Here is an 11,269-nt window from a genome sequence, read left to right as displayed (position 1 = left end):
TGGGGACCACTCCCGCACGGCGATCCCTGGTCGCACCGCGGCCCCGCGCCGCGGCCGCCGTCTAGTCGGGCCGTTCCCACGGCCCCGCGACGCAGCACCACCGGCGTCCGCGAACCACCCGCCTGAACCCGGGGGACGACTGTCCCTCGGTGCCTCCGGCCCGACCGACGTCACGCGAGTGACGGCGGAGACGCGACCACGCGCCCGGCCGATGATCACCACGCAACGCCACACCGAGCCTCCAGGCCGAAGCCGCGCGACGCGAGCAAGCAGCAAGCAAGCAGCAAGCAAGCAAGCAAGCAAGCAAGCAAGCAGCAAGCAAGCAGCGAGCACGCACCGCGCAGCGCGACCCGGGGACCCGGCAGACGCATGAGGACGCAACGCATGTCCAAGTCGCCCACCACGGCGCGCCCGTCCACCTTCCGCGCGATCGCGCGGATCTACCCCTACGTGAAGCCCTACCAGGGGCGCCTCATCGGCGGCATGGCCGCAGCGATGGGAGCCTCCCTGGTGGCGCTCGCAATCCCCTACGTGCTGCAGTGGCTCGTCGACGGTCCGCTGTCGTCGCGCGACTCGGCACAGATCTGGCCCGCCGGGCTCGGGGTGCTCGCCCTCGGCGTGCTCGAGGCGTTCTTCATCGCCTCGCGCCGCCGGCTGGTGATGCGCCCCTCGACCCGCATCGAGACCAGCATGCGCAACTCGCTCTACGCGAAGCTGCAGGACCTGCCGGTCGCGTTCCACGACCGCTGGGAGTCCGGGCAGCTGCTGTCCCGCTCCGTGTCGGACCTGTCGCTGATCCGGCGCTGGCTGGCCTTCGGCGTCGTCCTGCTCGTCGTGAACATCGTGACGATCGTCGTCGGCTTCGTCGTGCTGTTCACCTTCGGGTGGATCCTCGGGCTGATCTTCCTGATCGCGTCGATCCCGCTGTGGATCAACGGCCTGCTGTTCGAGCGCCGGTACTCCGCCGTCGCACGACGCAGCCAGGACCAGGTCGGTGACCTCGCCACGAGCGTCGAGCAGTCGGTGCACGGCATCCGCGTGCTCAAGGCGTTCGGTCGCGGCGGCGCCAAGCTCGAGGAGTTCAGCGAGCAGGCCGAGGCCCTGCGCGGCACCGAGATCAAGAAGGCGAAGGCCATCGCGGGCATCTGGCTGTGGCTGCTGCTCGTGCCGGACGTCGCGTTCGCGCTGTGCCTGCTCGCCGGCATCTGGCTCGCGTCGCAGGGGCAGCTCAGCGTCGGGCAGCTGTTCGCGTTCTTCGCGACGGCGACGGTGCTGCGGTTCCCGATCGAGTCGATCGGCTTCCTGCTCTCGATGACGTTCGACACCCGCACGGCGGTCGACCGCTTCTTCGAGGTCATGGACTCCGAGAACACCATCACGGACCCGGAGCACCCGAAGACGATCGCCGAGCCGCACGGTGCCCTGTCGTTCAACGGCGTGCACTTCCGGTACCAGGACTCCGCACCGCAGTACCCGGACCTGATCAACGGCGTCGAACTGCAGCTGCAGCCGGGCGAGACCATGGCGCTCGTCGGGCTCACCGGCTGCGGCAAGACGACGCTGCTCTCGCTCGTGCCGCGTCTGTACGACGTGACCGGCGGTTCGGTGACGATCGACGGGGTCGACATCCGCGACCTCACCCGCGAAGAGCTGCGCCGGCACGTCGGCGTCGCCTTCGAGGACGCCACCCTGTTCTCGTCGACCGTGCGTGAGAACGTGCTGCTCGGTCGACCGGACGTGCAGGGTGCCGAGGCCGAGGCGCTCATGCGCGAGGCGCTCGACATCGCGCAGGCGTCCTTCGTGGACGACCTGCCCGACGGCGTCGACACCCGGGTCGGTGAAGAGGGGCTGTCGCTGTCCGGTGGGCAGCGCCAGCGCCTGGCGCTCGCCCGCGCGATCGCCGCACGGCCGTCGGTGCTCGTGCTCGACGACCCGCTGTCGGCGCTCGACGTCGACACCGAGGCACGGGTCGAGGCGGGCCTGCGACGCGTGCTCGCCGACACCACGTCGCTCATCGTGGCGCACCGTCCGTCGACGGTGACGCTGGCCGACCGGGTCGCCCTGATGGAGAACGGCGTCGTCACGGCCGTCGGGACCCACCACGACCTGATGGCCACCAACGAGCACTACCGCTACGTCATCTCGTCGCTCGACGACGACGACGCGACCGCACGACAGGAGGCGATGGCATGAGCCAGCAGACCGACCAGAACCTGCCGGGAGGAACGGCGTCCGTCCCGCAGGAAGCTCCGGACGAGCAGGCTGCCGCCCCCGTCACCGCCTCGATCACCACCATGGGCGTGCGCGGCGAGGAGCGTGAGGACTTCACGAAGGCCGAGAGCAAGCGCCTGCGGCGCCGGTCCCTCGCCCTGCTCGGGTCCCTCGCCGCACCGCTGAAGCTCCGGCTGGTGCTGCTCGGGATCGTGGTCGTGGTCTCGACCGCCGGCACCGTCGCGGGTCCGGCGCTCATCGCGTGGGGCATCGACAACGCCCTGCCCGCGGTGATGGACCAGAACGACTGGGTACCGGCGTTCGGGGTCGTCGCGACGTACATCGTCGTGGCCGTCCTCGGCGCGGTGCTCACCGCCTGGTACACGGTGCTCGCGGCACGGATCAGCCAGGCGATCCTGTTCGACCTGCGCAAGCGGGTGTTCCTGCACACGCAGCGGCTCTCGCTCGAGTTCCACGAGACCTACACGTCGGGCCGGATCATCTCGCGCCAGACGAGTGACCTCGACTCGATCCGCGAGCTGCTCGACTCCGGGCTGAACCAGCTCATCCAGGGCGTGCTGTACATGGCGTTCACCGCCGTGGCCCTGGTGCTGCTCGACCCGACGTCCGGGCTCGTGCTCGCGGTGTCGCTCGTGCCGCTCTGGTTCCTGATCCGCTGGTTCCAGACGAACTCGCAGACGCTGTTCCGCTCCACCCGTGTCACCTCGGCGCGCGTCATCGTGCACTTCGTCGAGACGATGACGGGCATCCGGGCGGTGCAGGCGTTCCGCAAGGAGTCCCGCAACCGTGACGAGTACGGCGGCTACGTCGAGGACTACCGGGTGGCGAACACGAAGGTGTTCAACCTGTTCGGGACCTTCGACCCGGTGCTCGTGCTCATCGGCAACGCCACGCTCGCCGCGGTCGTCATCGTCGGTGGCTTCCGGATCGTCGGCGGGACGCTCGAGGTCGGTGCGCTGCTCGCGGTCGCGCTGTACGCCAAGCGCTTCTTCGACCCGGCGCAGGAACTGGCGATGTTCTACAACGGGTACCAGTCGGCCTCGGCGGCGATGGAGAAGATCTCCGGTGTCCTCGAGGAACGGCCGAGCGTGCCGGACCCCGTGAAGCCCACCCGCCTGGCGGACGCCACCGGGAAGATGGACTTCGACGACGTCGTCTTCGCCTACAACAAGGGCAAGGTCGTGCTGCCGCAGTTCGACCTGCACATCCCGTCGGGGCAGACCATCGCCCTCGTCGGGTCGACCGGTGCCGGCAAGTCGACGCTCGCCAAGCTCATGGCGCGCTTCTACGACCCGACCCAGGGATCGGTCAAGCTCGACGGTGTGGACCTGCGCGACCTCGACACGAAGGACATGCGCCGCGCGATCGTCATGGTCACGCAGGAGGCCTACCTGTTCTCCGGCACCGTCGCGGACAACATCGCGCTCGGCAAGCCCGGTGCGTCCCGTGAGGAGATCGAGGCGTCGGCCAAGGCCGTCGGCGCGCACGAGTTCATCATGGCGCTGCCCGACGGGTACGACACCGACGTGAACAAGCGCGGCGGTCGTGTCTCGGCGGGCCAGCGGCAGCTGCTCTCGTTCGCGCGGGCGTTCATCGCGGACCCGAAGGTGCTCATCCTCGACGAGGCCACGGCGTCGCTCGACATCCCCTCGGAGCGACTCGTGCAAGAGGGCCTGGAGACCCTGCTCGCCGACCGCACCGCGGTGATCATCGCGCACCGGCTGTCCACCGTCGCGATCGCCCACCGGGTGCTCGTGATGGAACACGGCCGGATCGTCGAGGACGGCACCCCCGCCGACCTCATCGCCGGCACCGGGCGGTTCGCCCAGCTGCACGCGGCCTGGCGCGACTCGCTCGTCTAGGCCCCGATCGGGCTGCACCACGTGGTTGGCTTGCTCCATGAGCAACGACAGCGTGGTGCAGCCCGGCGGCGTCGCCCTGCACGACCCCTTCTACGGTGCCCCCTTCACCGAGGCCGTCCGACGGTTCTGGCGGAAGTACACCGTGTTCACCGGACGGGCATCGCGCGCCGAGTTCTGGTGGTGGTGGCTGACGTCGTTCGCGATCGGGCTCGTGCTGCAGCTCGTGCCGCAGGTGTTCACGCCGGACACCCCGGTGCTCGAGAACCCCGTCGGCTCGTACCTGTTCATGCTGTGGGTGCTCGCGACGCTCATCGGGTCGCTCGCCCTCGGCGCCCGACGGCTGCACGACGCCAACCTGTCCGGCTTCTGGCAGTTCCTGCACGTGCTGCCGGGCCTCGGCTCACTGATCGTGTACGTGCTGTGCCTGCTGCCCGCGAACCCGAAGGGTGCGCGTTTCGACCGCTGACGGTGGACCCTGGCGGTGCACCCTGGCGGGCCGACCTGCGCGGCCGGGGATCAGAACGGGTCGTCCGCGTCCGTGGTGGGTGACCAGCGGGCACGACGCATGTCGAGCCTCCAGGCCGTCGTCCCCTGCACGAGCGGCGTCCCCTCGACGCGGTAGTGCTCGAGCGCCCGGGCCTCGTGGTGCAGCGGCGGGTGCCCACCCGCGCGCACCACGCGCCACCACGGCAGGTCGGCGCCCTCGTGTGCCATCACCTTGCCGACGGCACGCGATGCCCGCGACCCGAGGGCTGCGGCGACGTCGCCGTACGTCATGACGTGACCCGGCGGGATCATCCGCACCACCTCGGCGACGGCGGCGCCGAAGTCGACGGGGACGTCGTCGGATGCCACGTCGTCGGAGGGCACGTCGTCGGGCGTGCTAGAGCGTCAGGACCGCGAAGTGGTCGCCGTACTGGGTCTCGCGCACGACCTCGAAGCCCACGGCGCGGAAGAACGCCTCGGGGCTGTCGTCGCCGCCCGGCTCGTAGACGACCGTCAGCCGCTCGAACCCACGGCTGCGCGCCTCGTCCGCCAGGCCGTGCACGGCGAAGCGACCGACGCCCCGGCCCTGTGCGCTCGCCGCCACGTTGACGCGCCAGATGCAGCTGCGCAGCTCTTCCTGCGCGTTGTCGGCGTCGAACGAACCGATGATCAGGCCGAGGACCTCGTCGTCGTCGAGGACGACACGGGTCCACGCGGAGCTCGGCTTGACGTCGGACTCGGCGACCCCGTAGGTGGTCGGCTGCACGAACTGTTCCTGGCCCGGCTTGAGCGTCAGGGAGTTGGCCGCGGCAGCGGTCTTCGCGGAGAGTTCTTCCAGGCGCAGGTCGGACATGCGGCCAGGCTAACGGTGCAGACCCTGCGGAAGCCAGTGACGACGGCAGACCGAGACCGCACCGTTGCCGCGGTATGGTCGCGGCATGGCAGAGCATCGACGCGGAGCGAACCTCCCGTCGATCGGCGGGTTCAACCGCACCGTGGTCCTGGACGCCGTCCGCCGCTCGCCCGACGGCCTGAGCCGCGTCGAACTCGCCGCCCGCACCGGCCTGAGCGCGCAGACCGTGTCGAACGTCACCCGGTTCCTGATCGAGGCCGGCATGATCGTCGAGTCCGGCACCGTCGTGTCCGGCCGCGGCAAGCCCCGCACCATTCTGCGGCTCGAACCGGGCAGCCGGTACGCGGTCGGCGTGCACGTCGACCCGGCCGTCGTCACCTACGTGCTGCTCGACCTCGCCGGCACCGTCGTCGCCGCGTCCACGACCTCGACCCCCACCGCCGACGACCCGTCCGAGGTGGTGCGCACCATCGCCTCGGCCGTCGACGGGCTCGTCGCCGACGCCGGGGTGGCCGTCGACAGCGTGCTCGGCGTCGGGATCGCGAGCCCCGGACCCATCGACGTCGAGGCCGGCATCGTGGTCGACCCGCCGTTCCTGCCCCGGTGGCGGGACGTGCCGCTGCGCGATGCGCTCGCCGAGGCCACCGGCTACCCGGTCCTGCTCGAGAAGGACGTCACGGCCGCCGCGGTCGGCGAGATGTTCCTGGCGGGGGAGTCCTCGGCCCGGAACTTCGCGTTCGTGTACTTCGGCACCGGGTTCGGCGTCGGGCTCGTCGTCGACCACGAACCCGTGCGCGGGGTGGGGTCGAACGCGGGTGACGCCGGGCACATCATGGTCGACCAGGGGTCGCTCGCGGGCACCCCGGACGGCTCGGGCACGCGCGGCGAGGTCGGTGCAGCCGTCGCGCCGGACCGGTTGGTGCGGGTCGCGCGGTCGCGGGGGCTGGCGTTGTCCGGCTGTGGTGCCGGTGCCGGGGCCGGGGCGGGTGCTGGTGCGGATGCCGGGGGCACCGCCGATGCCGCCGATGTCGACGCCGTGAACGCCGCATGGGACGAGCTCGCCGCGGCCATCGCGGACGGGGACGACACCGCCGTCACGCTCGCGGCCGATGCCGGCACCGTCATGGGCAACGCCGTCGTCCTCATCGTGAACCTGCTCGACATCGACCGCGTGGTGTTCGGCGGCCCGTTCTGGTCACGCATCGCGAGCGCTGCCCTGCCGGCCGCGCGGACCGCCATCGTCGGGTCGCCGCTGCTCGTGCCGAAGCACGCGGTGCAGGTGGTGGAGAGCGACCGCGGTGCCGACGTCGCCGCCGTGGGTGCCGCCTGCCTGGTGCTCGACGCCGCGCTCTCGCCGCGGGCCAGCACCCTGCTCATCCGGCGCTGACGGCACGGCGCCGTCGCCCGGCGCCCTGCTCGGCCGGAGCACTCCGCCCCGGCCCGCTACGCTGCGATCCGACGCAGCCGCCAGGTGTGCGGGATCGACGGGGGACACATGACGGACAGCACGGACACCACGGACAGCGCGAACGACACGGACGGCACGATGGACCCGCGGTGGGCGAGGGTGCGCCCACTCGTGTTCCGGACGATCATCGGCGCGGTCGTCGCCGCGGGCCTGGTCGGCATCGCCGCGGTGCTCCTCGGCGACTTCGGCATGGTCGCGGTCCAGCTGCTCCTGACGATCGTCGTGGTCGTCGTGTTCGCGCTGCTGTCCTGGTACGACGCCGATGTCTCGTCCAGGCGGTCGGGGATCTTCGCGTTCGCGAGCATCGCCACGTCGATGTACCTGCTCGTCGCCGGTCTGTACAAGGTGTGGATCGTGCCGACGGGCGTCTCCGGTGACGGCATCTGGTTCGTCCTGGAGCACTTCTGGCACTGGATCTGGCTCGTCGGCGTCGCCCGGGTGGCGCTCCTGCACGTCCACCTGCTCCTCGTGATCCACCGGCGGTACCCGACGCCCGTCCTGCAGGTCGTCGCGAAGGCCACCGTCGGCGTCATCGCCCTGCTCGCACTGCTGCTCTCGATCCCGCTGCTCGCGCCGGACGTCGACTACGCCCGCGGCTACTGGCGGCTCGTCTGGGTGGTGGTGATCCTCGACCTGCTCGGGACCGTCGTGGTGCCCCTGAGCAACGCCCTGTTCCGTCCGCGAGCCACGCTGCCGTCTGCGACGTGGCCGGTGCCCGAGCAGCAGCCGGCGTGGAGCGCGACGCCGACGCCCGCCGCTCCCGCACCGGCACCCGATGTGCCGCTGCCGCCCGCTCCTGCGCCCGCTCCCGCTCGCGCCTCCACCCCCGGCCCCGCGCCCGAGACGGTCGTCGCGTCCGACGGGCGTCGCTACGCGTCCCGTCCGTCGGCCTCCCGCGCCCTGGCCTGGCCCCGCTACGTCGACGGCACGCCCCTGCCCGCGCTGCCCGACGGGACGCCGGACTTCTCGGAGGTCACCGAGCGCTGACACCTCGAGCAACGAGTGTGCAGAAGACGTCGGGTCCGCAGTGCGGACCCGACGTCTTCTGTTCACCGGATGCGGTGAGCGCGACCGCAGGGCGGACTGGAGGCGCGGTGCGGGCCCGCACCGCGCCTCCCGTCCGCACGCCGCGTGTCCAGGGCACCGGTCGCGACCCGGGACACCGCCCGTTCACCCCGCGGCCACCGGCCGGTCGCGTGGATGCTGAACAGTCGTGCAGGTCTCCGCCCGCTCGCTCCCCCGAGAAGGACCCTGCATGCGCGCTCCCGCTCTGCGCCCGCCCACCCTGCGCCCGCCAACACTCCGCATCGGCGCCGCCGTCGCGACCGCCCTGGTCGTCGCCGCCGGTGTCGTCACCGCTAGCCCCGCCCTCGCCGTCGTCGGTGACGACGACCCGGCCGTCGGCGCCGTCGCGGCGAACGGCCTCGTCGTCAACGAGGTCGAGTCGAACGCCGACGACACCGACTGGGTCGAGCTCAAGAACACCTCGGGCACCGCGATCGACCTGACCGGGTACGCGTTCCTCGACTCCGACAACTCGCACGACGCGTACGTGCTGCCCGGCGGCTCGACGATCGCCGCCGGCGGGTACTTCGTCGTCGACCAGCTGTCCGCGACCGCCCCCGGCTTCGACTTCGGACTCGGCGGTGCCGACATCGCGCGCCTCTACGACCCCGCCGGCGACCTGGTGCTCCGGTACGCCTGGACGACCCACGCGGGTGTGACCTACGGCCGCTGCGCCGACGGTGCCGGGCCGCTCGTGGACACCACGGCCTCGACGAAGGGCACGGCGAACGACTGCTCCTCGCCCGTGCGCATCAACGAGGTCGAGTCGCAGGACGGCACCCCCGGCGACTGGGTGGAGCTGACCAACACCGGCAGCACCACCGTCGACCTGGGCGGGTACGTGCTGCGCGACAGCGAGGACGACCACACGTACACGATCCCCGCGGGCACGACCGTCGCGGCCGGGGGCTTCACCGTCCTCGACGAGGCGGCGTTCGGCTTCGGACTCGGCAAGGCGGACTCCGCGCGGCTCTTCGACGCCCGCGGTGCGGTCGTCGACTCGACCTCGTGGACGGCGCACGCCGCCACGACGTACGGCCGCAACCCCGACGGCACCGGCGACTTCGCCGAGACGGCAGCACCCACGAAGGGCGCGGCGAACCGGTTCGCCGGCGTCGTCACCGCCGAGGCCTGGCCCGGCGGCCCGGACGAGACCGTGCTCGACGACGAGGACACCTTCACCGGTGACCTGAGCGGCCTCGACTGGACGACCTCGGGGAGCTCGCGGGACGGGCAGCTCTGGGCCGTGCAGAACGGCGACGGCCTGCTCTACCACCTGACCTCGGACAGCGCGGGCGGCTGGGCGCCGTCGAACGCCGCGGGCACCGACCTGCGCTACGCCGACGGCACGGGCACCCCGGACGCCGAGGGCGTGACCGTCACGAGCGACGACCCCGGCGCCGTCTACGTGTCGACCGAGCGGAACAACGACGTGTCGAGCACGAGCCGCCCGTCGGTCCTGCGCTACGCCACGACCGACGGCTCCGAGGGCACCCTGCGGGCCACCGACGAGTGGAACCTCGCCGCGGACTTCCCCGGGCTCGGCGCGAACGCCGGACTCGAGGGCGTCACCTGGATCCCGGACACCTGGCTCACCACGCACGGCTTCACCGACGAGCGCACGGGCGCCGCCTACGCACCGTCGCGCTACGCCGGACACGGCGAGGGCCTGTTCTTCGTCGGGGTCGAGGGCACCGCGAGCGTGTACGCCTACGCCCTGATGGACGACGGGTCCTCGGCGCGGGTCGCCACGATCGCGACCTCGCTCACCGTCGTCGCCGACGTGCAGTTCGACCCGACGCTCGACGCGCTCTGGGTGGTCTGCGACGAGGTGTGCTCGGGTCGGACCGCGCTGTACGAGGTGACCGACGGGGCCTTCGCCGCATCGACGCTGTACGAGGCGCCGTCGGGAGCCGACCGCACGCTCGCCAACGAGGGGTTCGCGATCTCGGGCGTCTGCACCGACGGGGAGCGCGCGACCTTCTACGCCGACGACAACGACACGGACGGGTTCTCGCTCCGCACGGGGACGTACCCGTGCGAGGGCGGCGACACCGACCCGGGCACGGAGCCGACGCCGACCCCGACCCCGACCCCGGGTGACGGTGGCACGACGCCGACGCCGACGCCGGTTCCGATCCCGGGTGCGACGCCCACCGCGGGTCCGACCCCGGGTCCCTCGGCTGCCCCGGTCGTTCCGGTGGCGCCGTCGGAGTCGTTGTTGACGGAGGCGAACCGTGGTGGGGTGTCGGCTCCGGCGACCGCTCGTGCGGGGGAGACGATCACGGTGACGGTCGGTACTGCGTCGGCTGGTGACGTCGTGAACGTGTGGTTGTTCTCGGAGCCGAAGCTGGTCGGCACGGCTGTGGTCGCTGCTGACGGGACGGTTCGGGTGGCGATCCCGGCGGACACGGTGGCTGGTGCGCATCGTCTGGCGGTGACGGCTGCTGACGGGAGCCTGATCGGGTGGACCCCGATCACGATCACCGTGGACGGGCAGCTCGCGTTCACGGGTGCTGTGGGGCTCGGTGCCGGTGCGTTGGTGGCGTTCCTGCTGCTCGCGGCGGGTGCGGGTGTGCTGATCGTGCGCCGCCGACGTCGGACTGTGGCTGCGGAGTAGTCCCCCGCCCCCGGGTGCACTTGGTGAGCAGGAATGGTCGGGTTCGCACAGCGGACCCGACCATTGCTGCTCACGATGCGCGGTGGGCGCGACCCCGCGGCGGACGGGAGGCGCGGTGCGGGGCCGCCCCGCGCCTCCAGGCCGGGTGGCTGCGGTCAGTCCGCCGACCCGTGCATGGTCTGGGTGTCGTCCTGACCCGGGATGGCGTCCTTCGTGGTCCAGCCGTACCAGCGGCCGTCGATCTCGGTGACCGCGCGGCCGTCGCCGCAGGTGACCAGGCCCTTCGTCGGGAGCTCCTCGGGCAGGAAGTCGGCGGTCATCGCCGTGCCGCCGTACGACTCGTCGAGCGGGGTGCAGTCGTCCACGTCGACGCCGTCCTTCGAGGCGAACCCGATGACGTACCCGGGCTGGGAGACGTGGAGGCGCACGTCGATGTCCTTCGCGTCCTTCGGCACCCACTTCGGCATGAAGAAGGCCAGGTCCTCGGACTCCCCGGAGCGCGGGGCGTCGGAGTACGCGTCGAAGTGCTTCTGCGGGGTCTTGTTCGGCACGATGTCCTGGATCGCGCTGCAGCCGGCGGTCAGCAGCAGGGCGGACACCGCGGCGGTGGAGGCGAGGGCGATCCGGAGGGTGCGGCGGGCGGTGGTGGGGCGCGTGTCGGTGCTCATGGAACCAGTCTCACG

9 protein-coding genes are annotated in these 11,269 nt (G+C 71.7%); 6 read left to right on the top strand and 3 right to left on the bottom strand.

Annotated elements, in window-relative coordinates; genetic code table 11:
• The first annotated feature begins 384 nt into the window (after positions 1-384).
• The 3 genes from DEJ19_RS16495 to DEJ19_RS16485 all read left to right on the top strand — a co-directional run bounded on the left by DEJ19_RS16495 (position 385) and on the right by DEJ19_RS16485 (position 4,560).
• The gene (locus DEJ19_RS16495) at positions 385-2,193 is read left to right on the top strand and encodes an ABC transporter ATP-binding protein (protein WP_027466673.1); all 1,809 of its coding nucleotides are present in this window, start codon (positions 385-387) and stop codon (positions 2,191-2,193) included.
• A 101-nt stretch (positions 2,194-2,294) separates the two neighbouring features.
• Positions 2,295-4,094, top strand: coding sequence for an ABC transporter ATP-binding protein (locus DEJ19_RS16490; protein ID WP_111046521.1), 1,800 nt, complete (start codon positions 2,295-2,297; stop codon positions 4,092-4,094).
• A gap of 37 nt (positions 4,095-4,131) precedes the next feature.
• On the top strand, positions 4,132-4,560 hold the full coding sequence (locus DEJ19_RS16485) for a DUF805 domain-containing protein (RefSeq protein ID WP_110863162.1): 429 nt from the start codon (positions 4,132-4,134) through the stop codon (positions 4,558-4,560).
• 50 nt (positions 4,561-4,610) lie between these two features.
• Here the strand turns inward: DEJ19_RS16485 and DEJ19_RS16480 are convergent, their stop codons facing one another.
• On the bottom strand, positions 4,611-4,964 hold the full coding sequence (locus DEJ19_RS16480) for an MGMT family protein (protein WP_258377346.1): 354 nt from the start codon (positions 4,962-4,964) through the stop codon (positions 4,611-4,613).
• A 13-nt stretch (positions 4,965-4,977) separates the two neighbouring features.
• Positions 4,978-5,433, bottom strand: a complete 456-nt coding sequence (locus DEJ19_RS16475) for a GNAT family N-acetyltransferase (RefSeq protein WP_027466669.1) — start codon at positions 5,431-5,433, stop codon at positions 4,978-4,980.
• Between the two features lie 85 nt (positions 5,434-5,518).
• Between DEJ19_RS16475 and DEJ19_RS16470 the strand changes: the two genes are divergently transcribed.
• The 3 genes from DEJ19_RS16470 (at position 5,519) to DEJ19_RS16460 (ending at position 10,586) form a co-directional block, all read left to right on the top strand.
• Positions 5,519-6,820 (top strand): ROK family transcriptional regulator, encoded by a 1,302-nt coding sequence (locus DEJ19_RS16470; RefSeq protein ID WP_111232677.1) that lies wholly within the window; start codon positions 5,519-5,521, stop codon positions 6,818-6,820.
• Between the two features lie 108 nt (positions 6,821-6,928).
• On the top strand, positions 6,929-7,888 hold the full coding sequence (locus tag DEJ19_RS16465; RefSeq protein ID WP_111099524.1) for a hypothetical protein: 960 nt from the start codon (positions 6,929-6,931) through the stop codon (positions 7,886-7,888).
• 268 nt (positions 7,889-8,156) lie between these two features.
• A complete protein-coding gene (locus tag DEJ19_RS16460) occupies positions 8,157-10,586 on the top strand; it encodes a lamin tail domain-containing protein (protein WP_111232678.1) in 2,430 nt (809 codons plus the stop codon).
• A 155-nt stretch (positions 10,587-10,741) separates the two neighbouring features.
• Here the strand turns inward: DEJ19_RS16460 and DEJ19_RS16455 are convergent, their stop codons facing one another.
• A complete protein-coding gene (locus DEJ19_RS16455) occupies positions 10,742-11,254 on the bottom strand; it encodes a hypothetical protein (RefSeq protein ID WP_181437884.1) in 513 nt (170 codons plus the stop codon).
• Between the last annotated feature and the right edge of the window lie 15 nt (positions 11,255-11,269).

Origin of the sequence: Curtobacterium sp. MCSS17_016 (assembly GCF_003234255.2) — a bacterium.
GTDB lineage: Bacteria > Actinomycetota > Actinomycetes > Actinomycetales > Microbacteriaceae > Curtobacterium > Curtobacterium flaccumfaciens.
This window is presented reverse-complemented; position numbering and strand designations above follow the sequence as displayed.

Coding starts and splice junctions, on each gene's coding strand:
- DEJ19_RS16495 (WP_027466673.1), top strand. CDS start 385: ATGTCCAAGTCGCCCACCACGGCGCGCCCGTCCACCTTCCGCGCGATC.
- DEJ19_RS16490 (WP_111046521.1), top strand. CDS start 2,295: ATGGGCGTGCGCGGCGAGGAGCGTGAGGACTTCACGAAGGCCGAGAGC.
- DEJ19_RS16485 (WP_110863162.1), top strand. CDS start 4,132: ATGAGCAACGACAGCGTGGTGCAGCCCGGCGGCGTCGCCCTGCACGAC.
- DEJ19_RS16475 (WP_027466669.1), bottom strand. CDS start 5,433: ATGTCCGACCTGCGCCTGGAAGAACTCTCCGCGAAGACCGCTGCCGCG.
- DEJ19_RS16470 (WP_111232677.1), top strand. CDS start 5,519: ATGGCAGAGCATCGACGCGGAGCGAACCTCCCGTCGATCGGCGGGTTC.
- DEJ19_RS16465 (WP_111099524.1), top strand. CDS start 6,929: ATGACGGACAGCACGGACACCACGGACAGCGCGAACGACACGGACGGC.
- DEJ19_RS16460 (WP_111232678.1), top strand. CDS start 8,157: ATGCGCGCTCCCGCTCTGCGCCCGCCCACCCTGCGCCCGCCAACACTC.
- DEJ19_RS16455 (WP_181437884.1), bottom strand. CDS start 11,254: ATGAGCACCGACACGCGCCCCACCACCGCCCGCCGCACCCTCCGGATC.